The sequence below is a fragment of the Gemmatimonadota bacterium genome (assembly GCA_009841265.1).
Taxonomy (GTDB): domain Bacteria; phylum JAAXHH01; class JAAXHH01; order JAAXHH01; family JAAXHH01; genus JAAXHH01.
Map to the genome: position 1 here is coordinate 220,446 of VXMB01000007.1, position 25,877 is coordinate 246,322.

Annotated in this window: 26 protein-coding genes; 10 read left to right on the forward strand and 16 right to left on the reverse strand. The window is 58.6% G+C overall.

The features are described 5' to 3' along the window. The first annotated feature begins 32 nt into the window (after positions 1 to 32). From F4X08_02640 to F4X08_02655, 4 genes are all read left to right on the forward strand, one after another. Entirely contained in the window at positions 33 to 1,220 is a 1,188-nt protein-coding gene (locus F4X08_02640) for an ABC transporter substrate-binding protein (GenBank protein ID MYD24694.1), read from the forward strand. Position 1,221: 1 nt separating this feature from the next. Then, complete coding sequence (locus F4X08_02645; GenBank protein ID MYD24695.1) at positions 1,222 to 1,962, forward strand: HAMP domain-containing protein; 741 nt, start codon at positions 1,222 to 1,224, stop codon at positions 1,960 to 1,962. A 14-nt stretch (positions 1,963 to 1,976) separates the two neighbouring features. Further along, positions 1,977 to 3,284, forward strand: a complete 1,308-nt coding sequence (locus F4X08_02650; GenBank protein ID MYD24696.1) for an OFA family MFS transporter — start codon at positions 1,977 to 1,979, stop codon at positions 3,282 to 3,284. 74 nt (positions 3,285 to 3,358) lie between these two features. Continuing rightward, positions 3,359 to 4,018: a hypothetical protein gene (locus tag F4X08_02655; GenBank protein MYD24697.1), complete on the forward strand. Its 660-nt coding sequence runs from the start codon at positions 3,359 to 3,361 to the stop codon at positions 4,016 to 4,018. Between the two features lie 19 nt (positions 4,019 to 4,037). Here the strand turns inward: F4X08_02655 and F4X08_02660 are convergent, their stop codons facing one another. The 3 genes from F4X08_02660 to F4X08_02670 all read right to left on the reverse strand — a co-directional run bounded on the left by F4X08_02660 (position 4,038) and on the right by F4X08_02670 (position 6,093). Then, positions 4,038 to 4,742, reverse strand: a complete 705-nt coding sequence (locus F4X08_02660) for an HAD family hydrolase (GenBank protein ID MYD24698.1) — start codon at positions 4,740 to 4,742, stop codon at positions 4,038 to 4,040. Positions 4,743 to 4,854: 112 nt separating this feature from the next. After that, complete coding sequence (locus F4X08_02665) at positions 4,855 to 5,661, reverse strand: class I SAM-dependent methyltransferase (GenBank protein ID MYD24699.1); 807 nt, start codon at positions 5,659 to 5,661, stop codon at positions 4,855 to 4,857. A 12-nt stretch (positions 5,662 to 5,673) separates the two neighbouring features. Then, entirely contained in the window at positions 5,674 to 6,093 is a 420-nt protein-coding gene (locus F4X08_02670; protein MYD24700.1) for a GNAT family N-acetyltransferase, read from the reverse strand. A gap of 111 nt (positions 6,094 to 6,204) precedes the next feature. On the opposite strand from F4X08_02670, the gene F4X08_02675 reads away from it, so the two are divergent. The 5 genes from F4X08_02675 to F4X08_02695 all read left to right on the forward strand — a co-directional run bounded on the left by F4X08_02675 (position 6,205) and on the right by F4X08_02695 (position 10,172). Next, positions 6,205 to 6,681, forward strand: coding sequence for an HIT domain-containing protein (locus tag F4X08_02675; GenBank protein MYD24701.1), 477 nt, complete (start codon positions 6,205 to 6,207; stop codon positions 6,679 to 6,681). 104 nt (positions 6,682 to 6,785) lie between these two features. Further along, positions 6,786 to 8,204 (forward strand): RNA polymerase sigma factor, encoded by a 1,419-nt coding sequence (locus F4X08_02680; GenBank protein MYD24702.1) that lies wholly within the window; start codon positions 6,786 to 6,788, stop codon positions 8,202 to 8,204. A 129-nt stretch (positions 8,205 to 8,333) separates the two neighbouring features. Further along, positions 8,334 to 8,552 carry a hypothetical protein gene (locus tag F4X08_02685; GenBank protein MYD24703.1) on the forward strand — a complete coding sequence of 73 codons (219 nt, stop codon included), beginning with the start codon at positions 8,334 to 8,336 and terminating at the stop codon, positions 8,550 to 8,552. A gap of 35 nt (positions 8,553 to 8,587) precedes the next feature. Further along, positions 8,588 to 9,127, forward strand: a complete 540-nt coding sequence (locus tag F4X08_02690; GenBank protein MYD24704.1) for a GNAT family N-acetyltransferase — start codon at positions 8,588 to 8,590, stop codon at positions 9,125 to 9,127. Between the two features lie 13 nt (positions 9,128 to 9,140). Next, positions 9,141 to 10,172: a hypothetical protein gene (locus tag F4X08_02695; protein ID MYD24705.1), complete on the forward strand. Its 1,032-nt coding sequence runs from the start codon at positions 9,141 to 9,143 to the stop codon at positions 10,170 to 10,172. Between the two features lie 2 nt (positions 10,173 to 10,174). Here the strand turns inward: F4X08_02695 and F4X08_02700 are convergent, their stop codons facing one another. Beyond that, the gene (locus tag F4X08_02700) at positions 10,175 to 10,567 is read right to left on the reverse strand and encodes a VOC family protein (GenBank protein ID MYD24706.1); all 393 of its coding nucleotides are present in this window, start codon (positions 10,565 to 10,567) and stop codon (positions 10,175 to 10,177) included. A gap of 54 nt (positions 10,568 to 10,621) precedes the next feature. Continuing rightward, entirely contained in the window at positions 10,622 to 13,027 is a 2,406-nt protein-coding gene (locus F4X08_02705) for an FtsX-like permease family protein (protein ID MYD24707.1), read from the reverse strand. A 204-nt stretch (positions 13,028 to 13,231) separates the two neighbouring features. Between F4X08_02705 and F4X08_02710 the strand changes: the two genes are divergently transcribed. Next, a complete protein-coding gene (locus F4X08_02710) occupies positions 13,232 to 15,730 on the forward strand; it encodes a hypothetical protein (protein ID MYD24708.1) in 2,499 nt (832 codons plus the stop codon). A 22-nt stretch (positions 15,731 to 15,752) separates the two neighbouring features. Here F4X08_02710 and F4X08_02715 read toward each other — a convergent pair whose 3' ends face one another. The 11 genes from F4X08_02715 to F4X08_02765 all read right to left on the reverse strand — a co-directional run bounded on the left by F4X08_02715 (position 15,753) and on the right by F4X08_02765 (position 25,534). Continuing rightward, a complete protein-coding gene (locus F4X08_02715) occupies positions 15,753 to 16,394 on the reverse strand; it encodes a prolyl oligopeptidase family serine peptidase (protein MYD24709.1) in 642 nt (213 codons plus the stop codon). Positions 16,395 to 16,581: 187 nt separating this feature from the next. Next, positions 16,582 to 17,586 (reverse strand): polysaccharide deacetylase family protein, encoded by a 1,005-nt coding sequence (locus F4X08_02720; GenBank protein ID MYD24710.1) that lies wholly within the window; start codon positions 17,584 to 17,586, stop codon positions 16,582 to 16,584. 15 nt (positions 17,587 to 17,601) lie between these two features. Further along, positions 17,602 to 18,405, reverse strand: a complete 804-nt coding sequence (locus F4X08_02725; protein MYD24711.1) for a cysteine hydrolase family protein — start codon at positions 18,403 to 18,405, stop codon at positions 17,602 to 17,604. Then, positions 18,402 to 19,685 carry a hypothetical protein gene (locus tag F4X08_02730; protein ID MYD24712.1) on the reverse strand — a complete coding sequence of 428 codons (1,284 nt, stop codon included), beginning with the start codon at positions 19,683 to 19,685 and terminating at the stop codon, positions 18,402 to 18,404. The genes F4X08_02725 and F4X08_02730 overlap by 4 nt, the downstream gene beginning before the upstream one ends. A gap of 12 nt (positions 19,686 to 19,697) precedes the next feature. Beyond that, a complete protein-coding gene (locus F4X08_02735) occupies positions 19,698 to 20,051 on the reverse strand; it encodes a tRNA-binding protein (GenBank protein ID MYD24713.1) in 354 nt (117 codons plus the stop codon). Beyond that, positions 20,048 to 20,638, reverse strand: a complete 591-nt coding sequence (locus F4X08_02740; protein MYD24714.1) for a GNAT family N-acetyltransferase — start codon at positions 20,636 to 20,638, stop codon at positions 20,048 to 20,050. The genes F4X08_02735 and F4X08_02740 overlap by 4 nt, the downstream gene beginning before the upstream one ends. Next, positions 20,623 to 21,072, reverse strand: a complete 450-nt coding sequence (locus F4X08_02745) for an NUDIX domain-containing protein (protein ID MYD24715.1) — start codon at positions 21,070 to 21,072, stop codon at positions 20,623 to 20,625. Before F4X08_02745 ends, F4X08_02740 begins: the two co-directional genes overlap by 16 nt. A 72-nt stretch (positions 21,073 to 21,144) precedes the next feature. Continuing rightward, positions 21,145 to 21,672, reverse strand: coding sequence for an adenine phosphoribosyltransferase (locus F4X08_02750; GenBank protein ID MYD24716.1), 528 nt, complete (start codon positions 21,670 to 21,672; stop codon positions 21,145 to 21,147). A gap of 84 nt (positions 21,673 to 21,756) precedes the next feature. Further along, a complete protein-coding gene (locus tag F4X08_02755) occupies positions 21,757 to 22,623 on the reverse strand; it encodes a hypothetical protein (protein ID MYD24717.1) in 867 nt (288 codons plus the stop codon). Positions 22,624 to 22,650: 27 nt separating this feature from the next. Continuing rightward, positions 22,651 to 25,065, reverse strand: coding sequence for an FtsX-like permease family protein (locus F4X08_02760; protein MYD24718.1), 2,415 nt, complete (start codon positions 25,063 to 25,065; stop codon positions 22,651 to 22,653). Between the two features lie 106 nt (positions 25,066 to 25,171). Then, positions 25,172 to 25,534, reverse strand: a complete 363-nt coding sequence (locus F4X08_02765; GenBank protein ID MYD24719.1) for a hypothetical protein — start codon at positions 25,532 to 25,534, stop codon at positions 25,172 to 25,174. Positions 25,535 to 25,877 lie beyond the last annotated feature (343 nt).

Here is a 25,877-nt window from a genome sequence, read left to right on the forward strand (position 1 = left end):
TTGGAGGTTTGAACATGGTCTCAGCACAGGAAATGGAAACCGGATTCGAAGGTGCGACGGATGATGAGATCATCCTGGGCATGTCGGCCGCGTTCTCCGGTCCTTCCAGGGGTCTTGGCAGCGAGCTGTATCGCGGCGCCATGGCCTATTTCAATCATGTAAACGACAACGGCGGCGTGGCCGGACGCAAGATTACCCTGAAGCTCTACGACGACGGTTACCAGCCGGATCCATGCGTCCGGAACACCATGAAGCTCATGCTCGAAGACAACGTGTTCCTGCTCTTCGGGTACGTGGGCACGCCGACCGTAACGCGGGTGCTGCCCCTGCTGAAGAAGTTCCAGGACGAGCAGGTCTACCTCTTCTTCCCCTTCACCGGCGCCCAGCCCCAGCGGGAGCCGCCGTACGGTGATTTCGCCTTTAACCTGAGGGCGTCTTACCGGCAGGAGACGGCCGGACTCGTGAACAATTTCCTCGCCGCGGGCAAGAGGAAAATCGGCGTGTTCTACCAGGCCGACGCCTACGGAAGAAGCGGATGGGCCGGGGTGAGGGCGGCGCTGGACCGGCACGGCGAGCGGCTCGCGGGTGAGGCGACCTACCGCCGGGGCTCGCGTTTCACCGGCAGCATGCGGGAGCAGGTGGAGATCCTCAAGTCCAATTCCCCGGATGCCGTCATCTGCATCGGGTCGTACGCGGCCTGTGCGGCCTTCGCCCGCGACGCGGTGGACCGCGACCTTCGAGTACCCATCGCCAATCTCTCGTTCGTGGGCAGCGAAAACATGCTCCAGTTGCTCAGCGACCTGGGGGAGGACGTGGAGACCTACTCCCGTTACCTCGTCAATTCCCAGGTGGTCCCGAGCTACGAGGACACGTCCATCCCGGCCGTTCGGGAATACCGCGAACTGATGGAACGCTACGATCCGGAGGTTCCAGAAGAACTCGTCCAGGAGTCGTACAGTCCCTTTCCGCAGAGTTTCGTGAGTCTCGAGGGTTTTCTGGACGCCAAGCTGATGACCGAGATCCTGCGGCGCCTGGGAGGAAGTCCCGACCGCGACGGGCTGGAGGAAGCCGTATTCTCGGTCGACAACTACGACCTCGGGATCGGCGAGCGGGTCTCCTTCGGACCGGACCGCCGGCAGGGTCTGCAGACCGTCTACTACACCGTCGTCCAGGAGGGCCGGTTCGTGACCCTGGAAGACTGGCAAGGCTGGCTATCCTAGCATGAAAGTACAGAAGCTCTTCCAGCGCACCCGATTCGGGATCTTCCTGCTCTTCGGCGTCATCGTCCTCTGCACGTCCGCCCTATGTATATACACTGTAGATACACAGTTGACGTCGGAGTACGAGACCAACAGCCAGAACATCGCCAAGAGCATCGCCGACTCCAGCGTCGACATCCTGCTCAACCGGAACCTGGCCACATTGCAGTCCATGATCGATCAGTTCGTCGAGATCCAGGGCATCCGGTATATCTACATCACCAGCGAGGACGGCGAGTATCTCGCCCATACCTTCGTTCCGGGGATTCCCGAGCAGATACTCGCGAGCGATCACGCGAGTACTGAGCCGGTCGAACGAAGCATCCCCGGCCTGGGCGATTTCCTGGAGGTCGGCAGCCCCATCCTGGCGGGTGTCGCGGGCACGGTGCACGTCGGCATGGACCAGGATGAGGTCGCCCTCAAGATCCAGCGCGCCATCGGCCAGCAGGTTATCCTCATATGTATTTTCCTGGTCGTGGGCGTCCTCGCATCGATCTGGCTGGTCAATCTCGCTGCGAAGCCCCTCGCGGAACTGCTCGCCTATGCCGTCAGCATCGCGGGCAACAAGGAGACGGAATCCACGGCCGACGATCTTCTCGGACGCGACGATGAAGTGGGCGACCTGGCCCGCCTCTTCCAACACATTTCCGATCAGCCGTCCGGCACCGGTTCGTCCGGCGCGCCACCGGAGAACGTCCGGTAAGAGGAGGATAAGCGATGCGCATTCCCCGAAGCGCCATCGCGCTCTTCTGCACGGCGCTTCAGATCTGCTTCGGAACGGTCTACGCCTGGAGCTTCTTTCAGACTATACTGGTGCGCCAGATCGGCTGGACGCACACCGAAACGGCCTGGGCCTTCAGCATCGCCATCTTCACCCTGGGCGTATCGGCGGCTTGGGCCGGGAACATGCTGCCGAAGATGGGGCCGCGCAAACTCGCGCTGATCGGCAGTTTCATGTTTGCCTGCGGGTACCTGATCTCGGGCCTTGCGCTGGAGATGGAGTATATCCCGCTGTTCTATCTCGGATACGGGGTGGTCGGCGGCGCCGGCATCGGGCTGGGATACGTCACGCCGGTCGCGACGGTCGCCAAGTGGTTCCCGGACCGCAAGGGACTGGCTACCGGCATCGTGGTCATGGGGTTCGGGGTCGGGGCTTTTCTGCTCAGCAAGGGCCTGGCGCCCTTCCTCATCGTGCGGACCGCGGGCGCCCTGCCGGAAGTCTTCATCTGGCTCGGCGTCATCTTCGCCCTGATTCTCATCCCCTGCAGCCTGGCCCTTTCCGACCCGCCGCCGGACGCTACGGGACCTTCAACCACGGCCGCGGCCGATCCCGACGAGGCCAACGAACCGAAGTACGCCCGCACCTACCTGGGCACCACGCAGTTCGTCTTCATGTGGATCGTCTTCTTCTTCAACATCGCGGCCGGGATTTCAGTCGTCAGCTTTCAATCTGAGATCCTCCAGGAAATCTGGGGCCTGGCGGATGATACCATCGAACCGACCGTACTGGCCGAATACGGCGCCACGCTCATCGCGGTGAGTTCGATCTGCAACGGCCTCGGGAGGCTGTTCTGGGGACTGCTGTCCGACAAGTTCGGACGGGTAACGGTCTTCAGGGTGCTGCTCGGCAGCCAGATGGTGGTCTTCGGCATACTCATGACGGAGACCAACCCCTGGGTCTTTTCCGCCCTGGTCTGCTACGTGCTGCTCTGCTTCGGTGGGGGCTTCGCCACCATGCCTTCCTTCGTCCTCGACGTGTTCGGCACGAAGAAGATGTCCACCATCTACGGCGCGGTGCTGACCGCGTGGGCGGCCGCGGGGATCTTCGGTCCGCTGTACGTCGGGTACCTCAAGGACGTCTATCCAGACCGAGCGGTCATGTACTGCTTCCTCATCGGGATCCTCATGCTCGGCGCCGGCTATCTGTTCTCCTACCTGCTGAACGACGGCCGGATCCGCCTGGGTCGTCCGACGCTCGAGACCACGCTGCAGCGGTACGGGATCGCCGTGCCGGGGCGGGGTTGAGGCGGGTTGAGGTGAGGGACTGCGCAAATCCAACTTATCATTCAATTTAGAGCGATATCTACGAGGGAAATACGATGCGAAACCTGAGATTCGGGTTCATTGCCGTCTTACTGCTGGGTCTGGATGCATCGCCCGTTATTGCACAGGGGGTTACGGGATCCGTTCAGGTGGGCACGCTCGGAATCGGGGCGCAGGTCGCTACGCCACTCGCAAGCCGGATCAACTTCCGAGGGGGGATCGATTTTCAGCCGGTCAGCTTCGAAGTACTCGCGGATGATGTGGAGTTGGATGTAGAACTTCCCGCGGCCACCGTGACGGCCGTGGTCGATCTGTACCCGAACGAAAGCGGTTTCCGGCTGAGTGCGGGCGTGCTCTACTTCGGGGGGTCCCTTGGACTCGAGGGTGCTCCGACGGAAGATGTGGAGCTTGGGAACAACGTATACACGCCGGCCCAGGTGGGCACGATCCGCGGCTCGCTCGGGACCTCCAGCCTTGCCCCCTACGCAGGCTTCGGGTGGGGAAATGCCGTCGGAACCGGTTTCGGCTTTGCACTGGATATCGGGATTGCCTACCACGGGACGCCGGAATTCAGCCTCGAGGCAACCGGCCCCGTATCCTCGGACCCGCAGTTCAGAAGGGACCTGGATGCAGAAGCCGAATCGGCCAACGAAGACATCCCCGGCGTCGCATCCGTGTACCCGGTCCTGAAACTGGGGCTCAGCTACGGGTTCTAGCCAGATGGCGGAATCTGCCTCAGTTCCCGATTTTACCTAGACCTAAAACCCCGGGCAGGTCGGCCAGTGAGGTGATTTCAACGTCGGCTTTGACCTCAGCATTGTTTTCCATCCCTTCGCGGTTCAGCCAGACCGTTTTCGCGCCGGCTCCATGCGCACCCATTACGTCGTTCTCGAACGAATCTCCGACATGTAGAAGCTCGTCCAGTGTACAGCCCGCTTCCCGTGCGGCGATCTCAAAGATTCTCCGATCGGGCTTTCGAACCTGCACATCCTGCGAAAAGACCACGAAGCCAAAACGGCCCTCGAGCCCACATCGCTCGGGGTAACTGTTCCCGTTGGACAGCAGTCCAAGCTTGAAGTGCGGCGCAAGCCGATTGAGGGCCGGAATCACGTCCGGATACAGCTCGATGTCTTCGAAGCGATGCTTGAGGTAGAGCTCATTCAGATGGACGGCGAGATCGCGGTCCGGAGAGCCTATGCTTTCGAGCGTCCGCTCGAAGGCGAGGAGTCTGAGTTCCTCGTGGTTCCTGGTTCGCCCCTGCTCTTCTTCTTCGACCCGGCTGCGGATCGCGATCATCTCTTCCACCGAGAGGTCCGCGGCGCCTTGCGACGGAACCAGCCGGCGCAGTTCCGCCAGGGCTTTCTTCAATGAATGACGCATGACCTTCCGGAAGTCCCACAGGGTCATGTCGCCGTCGAAGGATATGGCTGTAATCCGCAAGATATCGCCTCTACAATTGGCCCAAACTCTTGGACCAATCAAAAAGGTGTAGGTAACCCTAGATTTCCCTATGAACCGCTTCGCCTTAACGCTTTGCTGATGCCGGCACTCGTCAGGGCGCTTTCGCGACGGTGAGGATGTGCGCGCTCACGCCGATGAGTGAGGTTTCCGACTCGACCAGCTTCAAGAAAGTGAGCAGATCCTTACGCTTGGCCTCGTCCGCCCACAGATCATCGAAATTACCGAGAAGCCAGGCAGGACCCTCCAAGCCGATAGTCTTCACCAGGTCGAATCCCGCAGCCGTGATCTCTTCTTCGAGTGCTTCAGGCCGGTGGAAACATGCCGTAGTAAAGTAACGGGGATCCATGTCCGGGTTTTCATGTCGCCCTTCATTCAGGTCTTTCAGTACGATACGGGCGAACTCAGGATTGAAGAGATACCCCTGTTTCATGCCGTCCATGAATGAAGCGAACCTGGAGATGGCCGCACAGATCAGCACACCTCCCGGTTTCAGCACACGTAGGGATTCCTCTAGAGCCGCGATCCGGTCCGGCCGTTCTTGCAGGTGATATAGAGGACCCATCAGAAGGACCGCGTCCATGGAATGCGTCTCGAAGTCCAGCGTTCTGGCGTCGCCGACCGCCGCGCTCTTCAGAATTCCGTTTTTGTTCCATTCCTTCGCCTGCTCGATGTGGCGTGGAACGATGTCCAGCAAATGCACTTCGTAGGACTGCCCGGCAAGCCAGAAGGCATAGGCGCCCGGCCCTCCGCCTGCATCAAGAATGCGGGCTGGCGGTGCGGGGAGATGTTGCCGAAGGATCTCCCTGGTCCTTTCGCCTTCCAACCGGGCGGTTCCCTTCTCGAGCCGCTCGGATTCGTTCTCCAGTTCTTCGTAATATCGGATTACGTTACGGTCCACTTCGAACTCCGGTCATGGTTTGATCTGTTTTGAAATCCATATTTCCTCAGGGCATCGGGGGTTGTCCGTCCTGGATCGCTTGTACACCTTGAATCCGTGTTTCCAGTAGAATCGTCTGGTCAATTCGTAGGGTTGGTACGCGATGCTTTCGCTCAGCGTGTACGTCGCCAGTTCGTCTATTCGCAGTTCCCGTGCCATTGCTTCGGCGGCGTCCAGGAGACGGCTTCCAATACCATGCCCTTGCATCTGCCTATCGACTGCGAGCCATCCGATGTGCATCCGTCCCTCTGCGACGTACAGGGTAATAAACCCGATCACCCATTGATCTGAGACGGCCACAAATCCGGTTTGATTCCGTAAGTCGGTGGGGACAGACCTGGTTCTGGCGGTATCGTCAAACCATTCGGGAAGGTTCTCTACAACGGCAAGAATCCCGGAATGATGTTTTTTTCAAGGGGTTCGATATGGGTACTGACCGATTCGACTCGCACACGCCTATGACCGATTTGATACGATAACAGGTGATTTGAATTTAACCCTGATCTGGTACTACATTCGGGTGTAAATTACATACCGATCCCTGGCCCGTCTAATCTTATTAATCAGGCAGATCCGGAGACCAAGCGTCGTTCCGTCGTAAAACTGGAAGGAGTGTGCTCAGTGGCACGGAGAGATTGGTACTGTGAGGATGTTCTTTCAGGTAAGCTCGACGTGGATTGTGTCTACGAAGATGATCGTGTACTGGCGTTTCATCATCCACGTCCCGTATCAGAGGTCCACGTGGTCGTCGTACCAAAAGCCCACGTAGGCGGTCTCATGGACGGGGCCGCATTGGATGGAAACCTTCTTTCCTCGATGGTCCAGGCTGTCCAGCAAACTGCGACCTCCACAGGTCTCTTGAATGGCGAAGGCTTCTATGTCCGAGCCAACGCGGCGGCGCCCGGCGTTACGCCACATATGCACTGGCATGTTATCGGCCCGGGAGCTGGCGCCGACTGGCCGGATTCCGGATCACGATGAGCAAGCCAATTACGCCATCGCGCTCCTCGATATTGCGAATGATCTCGCCCACTGAACCTTTTCCCTTCGAACTTCGCCCTGTTAGATGAAGGGAGAGCGATCTAATGGGGTTCCTCGATGATCAGATGCTGGTCCAACAGATCCGCGCCGGCGAAGAGCAGGCCTTCGTGACGCTGATCCGCCGTTACGAACGTTCGCTGGTTGCACTGATCCGGGATCGAATCGGTGCCGTGGACGCGGTCGAAGACGTGCTGCAGGAGACGCTCGTACACGCCTGGTCGGGACTGCGTGATCGAGCTCCCCGGCATGTGCGGGCCTGGCTCTATCAGGTCGCGCGCAATCGTTGCGCCGACTACCTGCGTTCGACGCAGCGCAGGGAACGATTCGTCGAGTCCGAGGAACTCGCGACGATGTTGAACCGTTTCGGTGTGCTTAAGGCCCGGCAACGCCGGGCAGCGGAGGACGTGGTCGATGCTATCGATCACGTACCCGAGAACGAACGGGCGGCACTCAGGTCGTTCTACCTGGATGGGTTGAGCATAGCGGAAATCGCGGCCCGGCATCGCTGTCCGCCGGGCACCATCAAGAGACGGTTGTCCCACGGCAGGGACATGGTCCGCACCGAACTGGGCGTGACCACGAATAGAAGGAGTACGGCCATGAGCGCAGAAAGCAGAAGAGAGAAAGGGGCCTTTCCGGAACTTCGGCCCGACATATCCATCGAGCAAAGTTCAGGTACCCCATTCCCCATCGATTTCCGGGAGCTTGCCTGGTGGTTCATCGTTCCGGAAACCGGCGATCGGGTGCGATGGGCCGACTACGAGTCAACCCGAGATGGTACGGCTTGGAAGTTGACCGAGGAGAAGACCGCAACTGCCTGCCGTCGTGCGATCATTCACGGACGGGAATGCGTCGAAATCGAGATTGAAGAACATCGCCATAAGGACCGGGAAAGGCTTCTACCGCTCAACCACGATCCGGATAAGGTAGCCCGACATACCCGGTTCTGGGGTCGTCTGACAGAGACCGAGGTGCATTGGCTGGCCGTCGAGAGCATGAAGTCCGATGGCACCAGGGAACTGCTGACCTGTCTCGATGAAGACTTTGGTTGGGATTGGGGCATGGCGGCTCGTCGTGTCGAAGACAAAGGCATCCTGTCGGAGCAGCCGGACGGAACGTATATCCAAAACCCTGAGGCGCCGCAGGTGTTCTCGCATGGCCTCTACACGGTGCACATCGGCGACCGGGCTTTCGAATGCATGCGCGTGTTCGACATCGACGAAGACGCGTCCGAACGGGCGGTGCTGGTCATGGCGTACGTCACCCGCGCGGGTCGCACGGTCCTGTTCCGTCGATACAACGGAAACCTGTGGGGAAAGCGGGAGAAGCCACCCCACTCCTGGGGCGTCGAAATGACGTGGGATGAGGATCTGCCGCACACCGACCGGCTCGTGATCGAAGGCGTCAAGTACGTGCATCACTACGACAGCCTGACGGACGTGGCCTGTGGACTGAGCGCGTAATCGGAGCAGTAAATAACGGAGCGAGTGCGTGAATATCACTAGATTCAACACCAAGAATCCGACTACACTATAAAGATCAGAGTATCATCGATATTCACGACGTTTACTGTTATAGAAGGAGTTGATTTCATGGGATGGCTTTACGAATCAATAAAGCAACGACACAGGGAGGAAGGTCGTGAAGAGGGTCGTGAAGTGGGTCGTGAGGAGGGTCGGAGAGAAAGAGACCAGGCCTACAGAGAGTGGATCAGCAGGGAACAGGAGGCTGGGACACTTGGCACACCGAAGCAAAGTCCGCCACCGTTTCTTGATGATGCTGTCTCACAATCAGAACGAGGCTCGGTATAAACCGAATTAGCACGAGTCGTCTGGAACTGGTATCGATGTGCCCGGAACTGCTGGAAGCGCTGCTTGCCCGGAATCGGGAGTTGGCGGAGAAGATAGGCGGCTTCACGATACCGGAAGATTTCGTGATTAACGTTCGCACTTTACGAACTCGACTGAGACAGCTACATGCTCGTCCGGAGGCGCAGCCCTGGTTGTTGCGGGCCATTGTCTTAACGCAGTCTCAGACGATGTGCGGACGAATCGGTTTCCATTCCGAGCCGGGTCCCGAGGAGCTGCGAAATGTAGCGGCGGATGGAGTAGAACTCGGCTATGAAGTTGGTGAATCCTTCCGCAGACAGGGCATAGGCAAGGAAGCGGCAATTGGGTTGATGAATTGGGCGTATGAAGAACATGATCAGCGGGTTTTTGTCCTGTCGATTGACCCGGGTAACATCCCATCCTTGAAATTGGCCCGGTCGATGGGGTTCCGAGAAACAGGCTCACATATCGATGAAGAGGACGGCCTGGAACTGTACTTCGCGCGCCGGCTGCAATGTTGGCCTGCCGAATGGGCAACAGCATACGGGCGCTGTTGAGTAGGGAGCTTGAATGCCGAGTCAGGATTTTAGAAACAGGCCTATCGAGGAAGTAAAGGCTTTGCTCGATAGCCAGCGTGGTCTTTTGCCGCTCGAACTGCACTGCGACACCCGTGAAATCTCGTGGCTCGACTTTGGGGACATGCATCTTCGCGAGACCTTTCTCGAGATCTCCGCGGAAGAACGACTGTCGCAGCATGCCGACGCTATGTCCGTGGTTACCAATTTCGATGTACTCGAGACGCCGGATCTATATGCTGACACCCTTGCGCCTTCAGGCTTCATCTTCCACGTCGGGCGATGCGGATCGACCTTGCTTGCCAAGGTGTTGTCGAGCCTGGACCGGCACATTGTTATCAAAGAAGCGGAACCTGTACAGCAACTATTGGGTGTTGAATACGAAGAGGTATTCAGGAACACACGCCCAGCGTATTTTCGGTCGCTGCTGAACATATATGGTCACAGACGGCTGCCGGTACAGGAACGCTTCTTCGTCAAATTCTCCAGCAATCATGTTAAGCGGTTGAATATGGTCCGAAGACTGTATCCGGGTGTTCCCTGGTTGTTCCTCTATCGCAATCCTTACGAGATCATTCCGACCTTTCTCGAAGGACCCGCCTGGTTCATCCGCAACAAGAATACAGCCGAAGGCGCTTTCGATGCCGTTCTTCCGATAGAAGCGGTCGAAGGGATGAGTGACCTGGCCTTCAGCGTGCGGGTTGAATCGTCCACCCTCCGGATCGCCATTGAAAACACCTGCGATCACTGCTTGTTCGTGGACTATACGCGGTTGAAGCCCGAAAACCTCCCGAGGATCCTGCGCTTCTTTGGACTCAAGGTGACCAGGGAGGAATATGATAAAATGTTCGAGCCGTTCGGATTCTACTCGAAGAGCGATGGGGAGTCCGTGCCGTTTGTACCAGACAGCGTAGCGAAGCAAGATAAAGTGACGGACGAGATCAGAGAGGCCATCGAGGAGGAACTGTGGGATCTGTATCAGTCCCTCCATCACTCGGAACGTAACCTGGATAAGGTCTTTTCCTGAAGCTATACCTGGTGGGGGATCTCGGCCATGAGCGCCAGGAGGTTCGTCTCGCTGTCCCGGAAGAACGCCATCCATAGCTCGTGATCCTCAAGATCGGCGATCTTGTGTGGCCGTCCAACGAACCGTACGTCCCGGTCCTTCATAATCCGGTAGGCGTCCTGGATATCGTCGACTTTGTAATACAGTATTGAAGTGTGGATATCTTCAAACCCCTCCTCGGGGATATTCAACATGAGACGTACGCCCGCGCAGTCGAAGAACGCCATGTTCGGCACCTGGAACAGGAACGGCATGCCCAACTGATCGCGATAGAAGGCAACGGCTCGGTCGAGATCCTGCACCGTGACGGAAACCTGGCCGATGGCCGAAAGGCCGAATTCGTTTTGTTGCGACATGTTGGACCTCCTGTTGACCGCTCGTCGACTCCAGTCACTTTCGTGACCGTAACTTCAGTTCTGCTTCAGCGCGTTGACCGGGTTTCTGCCCGCCGCAGCCAGCGCATGCGCCCCGATCGTCAACCAGGCGATGACGAGCGCGACGACGCCTCCCGCGATGAACCACGCAAAGCTGATTCCCGCCGAATAGGCGTAGTTCTGCAGCCATCGGGACATGACGAAATACGCCAGCGGCCAGGCGATGACGTTGGCCAGCAGGACATACTTCATGAAGTCCCTGGAGAGCAGCAGCACGATGTCTGAAACGGTGGCTCCGAGCACCTTTCGGATCCCGATCTCCCGGGTTCTCTGCTGGATTGAGAAGGAAGCCAGACCAAGCAGCCCAAGGCACGCGACGAGGATCGCAAGAAAGGCGAAGACCGCGAAGACCGTGCCCAGTTGCTGCTCGGCGCGGTAGAGGCTGTCGAAATCGTCGTCGAGGAACGTGAATGCCAGTGGGTAAAGGGGATCGACCTCCTGCCACACCTCCTGGATCCGGGAGATGGTGTCCGTTACGTCCTCCGGCCTGATCCGGATAAGCACATCGGTGAAGTAGGGGGGATAGTGCGTGAATACGATCGGCTCGATTTCCTCGCGAATCGACTGAAGGTGAAAATCCTCCACGACCCCCAGCACGCGTCCCCGCAATCCACCGTATTCAATCCATTCAACTGACTTGCCGATCGCATCGGGAGGCGCTTCCCAGCCCAGTTTCTGTACCGCAGTCTCGTTCAACATGATGACCATGGTCGAATCCATACCCCATTCGACCGGAAAGTTCCGGCCCGCCACGAGGTCTATTCCCATGACGTCCAGGAACCGGTCGTCCGATGTAAGCAGGGATACAATGAGATTGTCCTCGGGGCTCATCTCATCAGAACGGACGGCCATAATCCGCGGTGCCTTCACGCCCGGGACCCCATCGGTCGTCGCCATTCCGACCACACCGGGCAACTGCGCCAGCCGCTGTTTCAGTACCGGGGTGCTTTCCCGTTGCTCACGTCCTGTGATTTTCACGACCATCACGTGCTCTTTGTTGAAACCGAGTCTCATGTCCTGTATGTACGTGAGCTGGTCGTAGATGACAGCGGTGCTGACCAGCAGAAAGATGGACATGACGAATTGTATCACGACCAGGACCTGACGGAGTCTCATCCCATGTGTTCCCGACTTCAAACTTCCTTTCAATACTTCGGTGGGCAGGAAGCCTGAGAGATAGACCGCGGGATAGCTGCCGGCCGCTACTGCGATCACGAGGGTACCCGCCACGAGCGCCACCAGCACCAATCCGTTCGACAGCGCGAAGTCCAGTTGCTTTCCGGCCAGCGCGTTCACGCCGGGCAGGCAGAGGTACACAAGCGCGACCGCGACGACCATGGCGATTCCCGCCATAACGACGGCTTCTCCCAGGAACTGCCCCAGCAACTGCAACCGGTTGGCCCCCATCACCTTGCGCACGCCCACTTCCCTGGCGCGCATGGCCGACCGCGCCGTGGCCAGGTTCACGAAGTTGATGCACGCGATGAGCGGTATGAGGAACGCGATGATCAGGAAGAGCACCACGTAGCGGAAATCACCGTTGGGCTCGAGTTCGCTGTCCCGTTGCGAATGCAGGTGAATGTCCAACAGGGGCTGCAAAGAAGGTCTTAATACCTTGGTCGATTCGCTGAACCTGCCTGATTTGTTCCGTTCCAGAAAGGCGGGCAGTTGCGCTTCCAGGTCATCCGGAGAGGCGTTTTCATGCAACCTGAGATAGGTATATTGATTCTCGTGCATCTCCCATTCATCGAGGCTGTTCGGATACAGGGCATTCCGAGTCACAAGGGATATGATCATATCCGGGCGCATATGCGAATTGGCGGGGATGTTCCACATGACGGCGGTCACCGTGAAATCCCACAGGTTATCCCCCCTGAGGACTTTCCCCATGGGATCATCGTCGCCGAAGTACTTGAAGGCCATTTCCTCCGAGACCACGATCGAATACGGTTCGGTCAGCGCGGTCCGGGGATCGCCGGTGACGAAGGGAATAGAAAACATGTCAAGCAGGGCCGCGTCGGCCCAGATGACCTTTTGCTCGTAGAAACGCTTTTCCTCATGCATGATGAACCAGGCCGATGTCGTGCCCCTCACCCGGGCGAACAGCTCGATTTCAGGAAAATCACGCTTCAGGGCGGGTCCCCAACCCGAAGGCGATCCCGCCGTCCGGACGGTCTGTCCGGCGCTTTCTATGTCATCGACGATCCGGTAGACCCGGTCAGCATTGGGATGATACCGATCGTAGCTCAACTCGTCCCAGACGTAGAGCAGGATCAGCATGCAGGCCGACAGCCCGATCGCGAGCCCCACGATGTTGATGAGCGTGTAGGCAGGGTACCTGAGGAGGTTGCGAACGGCGATGGTGAGGTAGTTTTGGAGCACTTCTGTCTCGCGTAAAGGAAGATTAAGTGCTATGCTGGAACGTGTTATTTATGCAAGATACATCCTGATTTCAGTTACTCAACATAAGTTACTATCGCAATCCTGGAATCCCGGAAGTTGATGATGACTGATCCCTCGACCGATCCGATGACCGACACTTCACATCAGGCGTCGATCCCCGTAATCCGCCATGAAAGACCGCGGTTGTACAGGCCTGCCGACGATCCTGGCTTCCGTTTCGAGGCTCCGGCCGATCCGGTCCGTCGTCGCATCCTCTCCAAACTCCTGGCCGACTGTGAACTGTATGCAGGCCAGCGTCCCTGGCGACGGGTTCCGCGTCGGGCGCACAGCCCCCATCCGAACCACCAGCTCTACCTGACCTTCTATACTGCCATGCACGCCACGGCCCTGATCGAGAATTACGCCTTTGCCTGGCGACTTACGGGCGACCCGCGCTGGCTCGGACGGGCCTGCGCATGGGTGCGGGCCGCGGCGAACTGGGACCACGGCGATCACGTGGAGGAGCACTTCTACACGGTCAACCGGTATATGCAGGCATTCGCGCTTGCTCTCGACCTGATGGACGAGGTATTGCCGGAAGTGGAGAAGCGCCAGGTCCGCGACTGCCTCGTAGGGCTGATGGATCGCTGGTGGCCGTACGTGGACGAACGACGGCACTACACGGCAGGAGGGCACCACACCGTCGTCGACTATGGACACTTCGGCGTGGCCGCGGTTCACCTGCTGGGTGAACACCCCCGGGCGGAAGCCTGGGTACAGGCGGTTGTAGATCGTTTCCGCGGCGCCCTCCTGCCCAACGGATGCGGTCCCGGCGGAGAGCCCATCGACGGTCCCACATTCTGGGGATTTGAAAACCTCTGGCTGCTGCATTTCGCCGATGCAATGCGCAATGTGACCGGTGTCGACCTGCTAAGCGAGGCACCCGCCAGACTGCGTCTGCCGCTGAACTGGTTCCGCGCCCACTGGACGGCGCTTCGCGATATTCCAGATATGGTCTACTATCCCCCCAATGCAAACGTCCTGCTCGGTGGCCAGCTCAACGTCAATTCGCCCGTACTCCTGAGGCTGGCCCAGGAAGCCGGAGACGGGAGACTGCGGGACGTGGGCCTTTCCGATCCCCGCCTGGGCCGACTGTATCGCTTCGGAATGGGCGCCAGGGGTACGACGGCGGAGTGTATGATTTCCTACGGACCGTACGCCTATTGCTACTACGATCCCGCGTTCCGGCCGGCCAGGGCGCGGCGCGTGACCACACTGGCGGGACGTTTCGACATGTACACGGGCCGTTTCGCCGTGATGCGCAGCAGTCATGGTTCCGATGCGGCTATCCTGTGCGTCAGCGGTTATGACGGCGGTCTGGCCGCCTGCTTCATGGAACTGCACGTTCAGTGGTCGGGCAGCCCTTTGCTGCGTACCATCAGCGCCTTCGAGGCCCAGCCGGTGCGTTGCGGCAGCCTGCCCTGCGTGGGCGGCCAGAACGAGAACGTCGCCAAATTGGGCGGCCTGAAGCGCACGAAGGACTGGCAGCGGCTGCTCGTCTCCTCCCGGCGAACCGAGCATGAATACTGGATTTCTCGCGGAGATCATCCGGTCCTGCTCGTAGCGCTGAGGCGACGTATGCGCGGCGTGCGGAAAGTCGCTGACGGCAGTTCGCTGGTCCGGCTGCGTGGCGGCGACGTCCTGCAATACGAAGCGGAACGCTGGTTCCGCGCGAATGGGGGACGCCTGCGGATTCGCTTCCGCCTGCGGGGACGCGCGAGCGTACACGAAAATGCGAGCGGACTCGAAAACGCGAGCGGTCCCAGGGTGCTGTTCAATGCAGGGAACGGTGTCGGCGGGCATTTCGGGACGGGGGTCAACACCTTCGCGCTCTTCGTAGACACGGACGGCCGATTGTGTTTCAGCGTGCAAAGCCAGAACAGCAACCTGGTTACCGTGCATGCGCCGGGTACGGCAGGCGTGGGAACCTGGCACGAAGCGCAGATCGCCTGGGACGGCTTCAACCGGCGCGGCGCCAATCCGTGGATGGAGATTGCCCTTGATGGCAAATCGAATCGACTGGACGACCCGGCGGTCTTCGGCGAGCTGGGACGGGACTCGCAGGGACTCGCTTCGCGGAAGGAGCCGCGCACGTTCTACGCCAGGCCCAATACCGCCCTGGCCTTTGGCGGCTCGATACAGACGCCCGGAGTAACGGCGGACTGCGATCTGTCCCTGATCGACCTTCGATGCCCGGGCAGGCGCCGGCTCACCGTGGACCCGGCCGTTGGCCTGGGACCCGAGACCGGTGGCGGCGAGCTGACCTACAAGCTGAATCCCGTGGAACTGCTCGGCCTGGAGGGAGACCGCGCCCGCCTTGGTGCGGGATCTCGGGAGGTGGAGTTGATTTCAGTATTAGGTAGCGGCCTGACCATTCGGAAGGAAGAGGTGCCCTATGCGCCTCCGGGGCTCGCAGCCGGTAGCCTGGTCAGCTTTCTTCCGGATGCTACCGAGCCATCAACGCGGCTGGTGGCGGGTACGGACGGTGACATCCTGGTCCTGGCATTTAGCGACAGTTCGTCGAAGGCTCGAATTTCCCGGGTGGACGACCGGTTCAGACTGAGTGCGGGCGGCCGGGCGTATGCGTTTGAAGTTTCGCGGAGCCGTGGTGGGATACTGCGCCTTCACCAGGGACCTGAGTAGAGTTTTCCGGATCGCGTTGGCTTCAATCGTCCCGCCGCTGCTTCACCAACCAATCCCAGAGTTCAGGATCGCCATACGCGTTTTCCCATGCCCCGACATGTCCCGCTTCCGGGTACACGGTAAATCGGACATTGCCCCCGGCCTTCTCAAGCGCATCGACCATCTCCTGCGATCGCTCCAGCGGAACGGCCTCGTCTTTAGCGCCGTGGAAGACCCAGGTCGGAATCTCTTTCATCAGCGGTGCCTTCTCCGGCTCCCCGCCCCCACAGATGGGAACGGCTGCGGCGAACAGGTCCGGATAGGTGTAGGCCAGTCCCCAGGACCCGTATCCGCCCATGCTGAGACCGGTCACGTAGATCCGGGACGTATCGATGCGATGCGTTTCGACGACTTCGTTGATCAGCGCATGAAGCGTTTCGATTGACCACCACACACCTTCAGGACATTGCGGTGATATGACCACGAAGGGGAAGTCCTCGCCTTCCGCGATCATCTTCGGCGGACCGTGGACCTTTACCAGTTCGAGGTCGTCTCCACGCTCGCCTGCACCGTGCAGGAAAAGGAGCAGCGGCCATTCCTGCTCGTTCGTTTCGTATGCCGGTGGCAAATACAGGAGGTAATTCATCTCACTGGTCTCTCCATTGCTGGTTGGTGCCAGACGCATTTCAGCCTGTCGTTTAGAGGACTGGGCAGCGCCTGGGTGGTCGATCAGCAGGTTGCAACAGAGCGCAAAAACTAGTGTGAAGAATAGACGTGAAATCATGGCGGATTTCTCTCCTTCGATATAGCGGAGTCGTGGATGTTCGGCGGGAGGTACTATGCAAGGTCGTGCGGGAACGTATTGGAACCATTCAGGATCTCGGCCGGTCACCCATCTCGACCACTGTCCCGTCTCGCACCTGCGTCGTGAAACGCAGCACACCGGGCCGTGCAACTTCTGCGGCCAGTTCCACACCGTCCACCACGACACGGGGATCGCGGCACCAGGCCGGCGGGACACCGGCTTCCAAAGTCAGACTGCGAAACGGAACCTGGTTGGGCAAATCCGGCAGCCCAATTCGGTAGCGTTTCGAGTCGCCCTCACCACCCGCCTTCTCAATCTGCGCATGCCTTCGCATAAGGTGGTAACTGAGCGCTTCTTCGGGCACTGCGCACCAGACATCGTCGCCTCCTTCGGACAGGACCGTTTCAAGGCGTTGCCTGAGCTGGGCTTCGGAGCAGTCCTTGTTGGGATGAACGGCCGTCTCCAGCGGGCAGTGGCAGTAATCGATGAGCCAACCCTGCACGGTCTGGGCCTGGCGGATATTCCGGAAAGGATCGTAGGCGCTGTAAAAGGGCGGGTAGTAGTGGTCGTGCAGCGGAGTTCGATTGATCCAGAACAGTTCATCTTCGGGGAGATTCAGCGCGTCCGTCAGGCTCATAGCGCCCAGGTAGCCGTAGCGGCGGCAGGCTTCGAGGACGTGGTCGGCCATGTTGGTGTTGTCGCCTGGTGAGCAGTAGAGGATGATCGATTCGCCGAGGGCTTCCTCCAAAACCTGCTTCGCGTGGCCAATCTCTTTATCCGCCATCTCTGGCGTAATAACGTCGTGGCTCCACGAGTGGTTGCCCACGCCCCAGCCGCGGGCGAGCAGGTCGCGCAGCTCGTCGCCGTTCATGTGGCGATAGCCGTTGAAGCTGGAGTTACCGATATTGCGGACCTCGCCCATCTGGCCGACGACGACTTCCACGTGGCCGGGGATCTTGTACTCTTCGTGCATGGGAACGGCGAAGCGATGCAGGTCGGCGAGGGCCTCGTCATAGGTGATCGAGTAAACCCAGCGTTTGCCGTATTTCCAGGGACAGATGTCCAGGCTCATGGCGCGTGTCTCACATCAGTTGGACCGATCGTCCTGAATTTGCTCTATAGCCTGCTGGAACTGCGCAAAGGTACAACCATGTCCGAGGGTCCACTCGAAGATGTGGAGCCCATAGTTGGTCGCCAGCCGTTGCGGAAAGGTGTCCGGCGACTCGACGCCGACAGTCGCATCTCGCATCACCACGCAACGATAGCCGCGCGCCAGCATGGGCCGGGCGGCTCCCTCGGCGCCGAGCAGGCACATGTCGGCCGCGAATCCCATGTAGATGAGCGTTTCGATGCCGCGTTCCCGCAGGTATTCGTCCAGCGTGTCGGAGTAGAAGACGAGGGGCTCGTCGCCAACCGGAGAAACGATTTCGGCGCGCTGCATCTCCGCCAGGGGCGAGCGGGCCATGTAGTCCTCGCCGTGGGCCCGATCGAACAGCTCCTGCCTGACCGGGTGAACGGTTGCCGCAGCGTTCGACCGCCGTGATTCGATGTGGGGATACTTCCGGTCCATCCAGTCCGTTTCGACGTGGCAGACGGTCATCCCGATCGAGCGCGCCAGGTCCATGGCCGGGCGGATGACATCGGCCATGATGCGGGCGGCCTCCGCCGTCGCCTGCGGCCAGCCCATGCCGACACAGTAGTTGGCGTCCGTGGCCGGACCGTCGGGACAACCGATGTTCCAGCAGTGGAGGCCGACCAAAGCGGTCTTTTCGATGGGCAGCGAAAGGGTGACTTCCACGTATCCCGCGTGGTCTGTGGGTACGGAACGATAGTAACGGGCGGGAACGCGCAGCGTTTTCTCCACCGAGTGATTTTCGTCTCTTTCGCTCATATCCGGTTCTCGTCGGCAACGCGGTGCACGATCGCGGCCGCCTGTTCGCAGTGGTGGGGCTCGTACTTGTCGCAGAACGAACTCCAGCGGATGTAGCGCTCCAGGATCTCGTGTGCGTTCGGACAGCTTTCTGCGTCGTATCGGTAGGCACGTGACGCCGGGGGTTGTGAATAGGGGAAGCGTTGCCGCGTTGCCGCATCGTTCAGGAAGGGCAGGGCCACCGGCAACAGGTAGTAGCGCATCGGACTCGCCCCGGGGATGCCTCCTGTCGCCACCTGCGCACCAAGTGCCTCCACGTCGCATCGGAACTGTTCCGGGTCGATGGTGAATCCCGCCATCCAGCAGGAGTATACTTCGGTCTCAGGGGGGATCGGTAATGCCGCAATGCCCGGAATCTCGTTGAGGAGCGCGCTCAGCATGCGGATCATGCGATCACGCTGCTCAACCTGTGGACGGATGATCTCCAGCTGGGCCAGGCTGATTGCCGCGGTGGACTGCGTCATGCGATGGGCGAAGCCGTTCGCCGTGTGTATACGCCCGAAGTGCTCGACCATTTCTCCAGCACGACTCTGGCCGATAAACCGCGCCCGTTCGGCCAGCGCATCGTCGTCGGTGAGGATGCAGCCGCCCACGTCCGAGCCCATGGTCTTCTCCGCGTCGAAGGAGAACCCCCCGGCCGTCGCCAGGGTGCCGGCATAGCGGCCCTTGTAGCGGCCGAAGACCGACTGGCAGGCATCCTCGTAGACCACCAGTCCGTGGCGCGCGGCGACTTCGTTGATGGTGTCCATGTCGCAGATCAGGCCGCTGAGGTGCACGGCGAGGATCGCCCGGGTTCGATCTGAAATGCACGCCTCGATGGTCTCGGCGCTCACGTTGATCGTACCGGGCGCGGTGTCGGCGAACACGGGAATGTACCCGGCGCTGATCACCCCCTGCACGGTACCGAAGTCACTGACCGAGCTCACGATGATCTCGTCACCGGGTTCGAAGTCGAATGCCGCCGCCAGTACGGCCAGTGCCGGCGTGCATCCCGGCGTGGCGATACAGTGGGCGACGCCGTTTGCCTCGGCGAAGGCGCGCTCGAACCGGCCCACCATGTCGCAGGTCAGCCCGGAATCGACGACCTCGGCCAGGTACTCCATGGCGCGCGGACCGATCTCCCGGGGAAAAGGCTGCGGCAGCGGACCGTCGGATGCCTGCTGGGTATCGGCCCCGTAGCGCGCGTGCTCGCGCTCAAGGCGGTCGGATACTGTTTCGGACGCCATCCTACCTCCATTCATGCTTTGTGCGCGTCAACCCGCCCTTGCACCGTCTGGTACAGGTAGTTCGGGTACCAACAGGCATGGTGTAAGCCCGTCCGCATACCCGATGTCGAAGAGCATTCCCTGGGAAACCTCTCCAGCCATCTTCCTCTCAGCCAGATTCACCACGAAGAGGGCTTGCTTTCCTTCGATTTCCTTCGGATCTGACCGCTCTTGCTTGATTCCCGCAAGGATCGACCGGGTGTGATCCCCGAAGTCGACTACCAGCTTCACGAGTTTGTTCGACGCGGCCACATCTTCGACCGTGGTGATCGTACCGGCGCGAATGTCGAGTTTCTCGAAATCCTCGAAAGAGATGGTTTTCTTTAGTGGAGCGGGTTTCATGATTTAATGACCTCGAATTCTGATTTCAAAATGCCGAACACTATCCTGTCCCAGCGTTGATTGGACCAGTACACGGCCTCGCGTTCGCGTCCTTCCTCGCTAAATCCAAGCTTCTCCAGTACCCTGATGGCGCCAGCGTTGTTCGAAATGGTCGCGGCCGAAATCCTGTACAGGTCCAGGTGCTCAAACCCGTACCGAAGCATAACCCTGGCAGCGTCCGTGCAGTACCCTTTACCCCGGTCTTTTCTGCGTGCAATGCCGGCACCGAGGCTCGCCGTGCGATTCCTCCAGTCGATACCGGACAGTTGTATGTCGCCAACGATGTTGCCTTCATCATCGAAGATGCCTAGGTAGATTTGACTCTTTTCCTGTTTTTCCTGGATCTCCTCAAACCATTTATCCGAACCTTCGACTGAAAGACCCGGCCTGACCAGTTCAGTCGGCACGGGTTCCACGGGCTCGTAGTTTTCCCACAGGATGCGGCAATTCGCGCGTTCCATGGTCTGCAACACCACTTTCTTACCACGCAATTCAATCATCAAAGTAACCCGCCATCTAAGATATCCCATCGCTATTTTGTTGGCCATACCAGCTTGACCGCGAACTCAGCCAGCGGTCCAAGCGGCAGTTCCCGAACCCGGTTTTCGGTCAGCCACTCACAGTGATCGGTCGATCCTTCTTCTTCAGGTCTCAGATCGAACGTAGCGAGAACAACCTCATAGACGATTCCGATGTGGTGAACCGGGTCGCCCTGCCAATCCGTTCGGCCTTCATAGGCATGGGAATACACGGCAGACACTCGGTACGCCTTGATGTCTACGAGTCCCGTCTCCTCCTCCAACTCGCGGCGCAACGCGGCATCCGGATGTTCGCCCCATTCGATTCCGCCGCCAGGCATCGTCCACAGACCTCCGTCCTCGAGACCGGCCGTCGCACGAACCAGGAGCAGGCGATTTGAGGGGTCGCGGCACAACGCGTAGGCGCCGATGTGAACGTGCTGACTATCGGGTTCTGTGGCCATTATGTTTTTCTCTCGCAAAGTATATGGTCTGGGTTATCTGTTCTTGACGGCACACCGATTTCGTCACCGGTTTCAACGAACGATGGGCATGTGAATAGCATGCACGTTGTACTTGTCGATCAGATGTTCCGTCTTCCGGCTTCGGTCCGCCACCAGCACCGAAACACCCAATACCTTTCCCTGTAGGCGCTCGATCAACTTGATCATGGCCTTAACCTGGGCGCCGGTGTCGATCACATCGTCAACGATCAGAATGCGTTCACCGGGTTTTATCAGGTCTTTATTCACCTCCAGGGACTTTTTTCTGTTCGTGTAGTCTACAAAAGAGATTCTCGACCGGTGCTGACGATGGATGGGAAGTTCCCCTCCTTTACGGAAAGGAATGAAGCCCCGGTTCAGCCGCTGGGCTACGGCACTGCCCAGGATGAATCCCAGTGATTCCGGACTCGCCACCTTGTCAAGATCGACGTTGCGGAATGGACGGGCGAGATCGAGTATCAGGTTCCTGCGGACTTCCGATTCGTTACACAGGGGCGTCAGGTCTACTTTGTTGCCGGGAACCCGCCGGTCAATATGAGGACGGTAGTAGTCCCACTGCATAGTGGTATCTTTCGGAATGATGGTTTGGTGTCCGTGGGTGGCTGTCCGTGGGCGGGTGTCCGTTGGTATGCTCCTGCTGTATGTTCAGTCTTCTAATTGCAGCCTCAATCCGTCATAAGCCAACCGGTAGCCGTGCCCCCTGGCGTATTCGTCCAACTCGTCGTGTTCCAGGTTCCCCTCGTGGGACAGATGGGTCGCGTAAACCACGCCGCCATCCTTGAGCAATCCGTGCTCTCGAAATCGATCCGCGTGAGCGGCGACGTCCTTCGAAGCGAGATGGTCCGCCGGCCTGGACTCGAAACCGATTCCGTAGGTGTGATCGAGAATGACCACGTCATACCGGATGCGTGCTCGCTGCAGGTGTTCCCAGACCGCTTCGGACAGCACCGACGTGTCGGTACCATAGAATACGGCCTGGTCTCCCAGCTCGATTGAATAAAGCAGAAACCCCTGGTCGTTGCCGTGGTTGGCGGGATATCCGGTAACTCGATAGTCTCCCATACGGTACGACTCAAAAGGCTTAGAAGACAGGATTTTCAAATTCAACGCAGACTGCGTTTTCGGGTCGAAAAGGCTCCCGTACGCACTCTGTTGGCGGACAAGCGCATCGATCGCATGAAGCGTCTCATCAGAGCCTCCAAGCAACAGATCGCCTGATACCGTCGTCCCGTATTCGGCATGCCTTGCGAGAATGAATCCGATGTCCAGGTGGTCTGTATGCGGGTGCGTCTGAATACATAGGCCGATGCCGGCGAGCGAAATTCGGTGCTGGAACGACGCCGTGGCGATGTCGGGTCCGATGTCCACCAGCAGATCATCGTTGATCACCATCGACGATCTCCTGCGGAGATTCTTGCCTCCAATTCTCCTGGCTTCCGAACAGACCATGCAGGTGCAGAAGGGGATCGGCATCGAAGGCGCGGCCGCGGTTCCGAGAAAGGTTAGGTTCATCTGTCCGTTCGTTACGATTCACCGACTTCATTCAGACCTAAGGGTCTCCACCGGGTTTACCATAGCGGTCGCAATCGCTTTTACACTGACCGTAACCAGGGCGATCACCAGCGCCAGAAGACCAGCGACCAGGAACCATCCGGGACCGATATCGACGCGGTACGCAAAGTTCTGCAGCCAGTTGCTCATGGCCCAGTAGGCCAGGACCCAGGCGACCGGCACGGCAATCGCCACCAGCTTGAGGAAGTCTTTTGAAAGCATATAGAATACACGAGCCACCGAAGCCCCCATTACTTTATGGATTCCGACCTCCCTGGTCCGCTGCCGGGTGGCGAATGAAGTCAGGCCGAACAGGCCCAGACACGCGATAAAGATGGCCAGGAAGCTGAAGGCGCCCAACAGATTTGCGGTGCGTTGCTCCGACAGGTACAGTCGCTCGAAATCCTCATCCAGAAACGAATAGGCCAGGGGGTAATGGGGAAATACCGAAGCCCATGATGCTTCGATCGCACTGATTCCATCGAGTATATTCCGCGCCTGCAGCCGTATCGCCGACTGACCGCCGCCGCGTCTCAAGAGCCTCAACTGCATGGGGCCAGCCGCGTCATGAAGGCTTTGCATATGGAAATCCTCGACGACGCCGATGATCCTGATTGGCGGGCCTGTTCTGTATCGTATATGACGTCCTGCGACTTCCTCCGGCGCGGCCTGGCCCATTCGTTCAATCGCGGACCGATTCAGGATTACCGCGTTATTCGTATCATCGTCCAACGCACTAGAAAACGCGCGCCCGGACAGCAATTCAAGGCCAAGGGTCTCTACAAAACCGGTAGATACAAACAAGGCGGGAATCCCGATCAGGTCTTCTTCCGGCTGATCCGCCATGCGTGTCGGAAAGGAAGGAATCATAGCGGAACTGGCCATGCGTCCCGGCATCAGAACAGATCGAGTCATACCCTGAATATGCGGACTCTGGGAAAGTCGTGTCTTGAAGGTGTCGAAATCCTGCTCCACCCCTGCGACTAGCGGAATAACGACGACCTGGTCCTTGTCGAATCCCAGGTTTCTACTTTGCATGTAATCCAGCTGTTGGTACACAATCGCGGTGCTGACGATCAGCAGAATCGATAGCGTAAACTGTACCACCACAAGACTTTTTCGCAGCATGGATCCTGTCATGCCGCTCGTCATTTCATCCTTGAAAATCTGGATCGGGTGAAATCCGGAGACAAACAATGCCGGATAGCTGCCGGACAACAGGCCCGCAAAGACCGCGATGCCCAACAGCCATAGCAACATCCCGGGGTTGTCCAGGTAACCGATCTGTATGGCTTCTCCCGCCAGCGTGTTGAACCAGGGCAGGATGGCCGTAAAGAGCCCCAGGGCCACGATAAAGGCCAGGCCGGCCGAAAGCATGGCCTCGCCCATAAACTGTATCAACAACGCGCCCCGCTGGGCCCCGAAGGTTTTCCGAATGGCCACTTCTTTGGATCGGGCGGCGGACTGCGCCGTGGCCAGATTCATGAAGTTGATACAGGCGATGAGCACGATAAAAACCGCCACAGCCGTGAAAACGTAGATATAGCCGATATCACTGTTGCCGCCCATATCCCGTTCCAGGTGCGACCGCAGATGGATGTCGGTCAACGGCTGTAGCCGGGGACTGAAGGACACACCACGCGCCGCGAGCGTTTGAAGAGGCACATAGGTATCTACCCACCTGGCGATTTTGTCCTCCAATTCTCCAGAAGCCGTACCCTTCGCCAGCAGAATGTACGTGTAGTGCTGCGCACCTTGCTGCGCACCAGACCAGGACGTTGCATAAACCTCGCGGCGGTTTTCGATATTGAGATTCTCGCTGACAAGATAGTCGGCGGCGAAGTGGGAATTGGACGGAACCGCTTCCATGATGCCCGTCACACGGAAGTCGTACCTGTCATCCGCGCGGATGAACTTGTCCATGGGATTCTCATCGCCGAAGAGTTTGGCCGCCATGGGTTCACTGATGACAATAGCCCGCTCGGGATACGCGAAATCGTCCAGCGCAGTTTCCGGGTTGCCCTGTTTGAGCGGAAAGGAAAAGACGTTGAAGAAGCCTTTTCCTACCGTATAGACATCGCTTTCCAGAAACGTGTTATCCCCATAGGACATCATCCAGATATTCGTTGTGCCCCGCATCCGCACGAACTCTTCGACCTCCGGAAACTGCTCTTTGAGCGCCAGCCCCAACGCGGGTGGCGTGCGTGCGAAGTTGCCGTTTACCACACGGTAAATCCGATCGGCTTTCTCATGGAAACGGTCGTAGCTCAATTCGTGCTGGATATACAATACAATCAGCATGCAGCACGTGATGCCGATCGCCAGTCCGAGGATGTTGATACTGGTGTATCCCGGCTGCCGGATCAGATTACGGAAAGCAACGCTGAGATAATGAAATACCACGAGTACCTCAGATCGAGGAAACGGTTGGCGGTGAGGAATTGCTGAGGAGAACGAGTGGATGCGCTACATGCTCAGTTAACGGATGAATCTGCCAAACTTTCCTGGCTCAGTTTCCCAGTCCCAGGCGTCGTGTGGTTCGATCTGTTGGACGGCCTTTCAGTTTACCCAGCCAGGCCAGTACTACAATAACCACAGGCCACAACATTGTGTTGATAAGATCGTGAATACTTGCTGTCAGAGCAGCCATACGAATGAAACCCTGATCTGTATAGTCATCTCTAAGGTCAAGCAACTCCATCAAGGACGTGACAATTACCACAGGAATCAGACACCGAACATCAATCGAGCCCTTTCTCCATAAGATTACAGCTGCAAAAAACACGAGCAATCCTACATGAATGTGGACCGCGTCCTTTGAAATCTCCAGGATGGACAGGATTACCAGCTTCAAGTTCTGGTATTCGGACATTTCCCAATCGATCTCCTACCGCTCAATCACCCCTGTCTCAGCGCGTTGACCGGGTTCCTGCGCGACGCCCCGACTGCAAAGGTCTAGTGCCCTACCAACAGCAACAAACCATGGGCACGGACGTGTCATGTGCTGTGGGTAGATATTCCTTTACGAATCCCCTCAAGATATCCTTGAGCTTTTCCGCTTGCCCAAGCCAAATCTGGTGATGCGCATGCTCAAGAAACTCCAACCGCGCGTTCGGCAACAGTTGAGCAAGTTGCTCGACTGGCCAACTCGGCCTGATATCCTGTCTGCCATACACAAAGACCCATTGCACACAACATTTCACGAATTACGACCC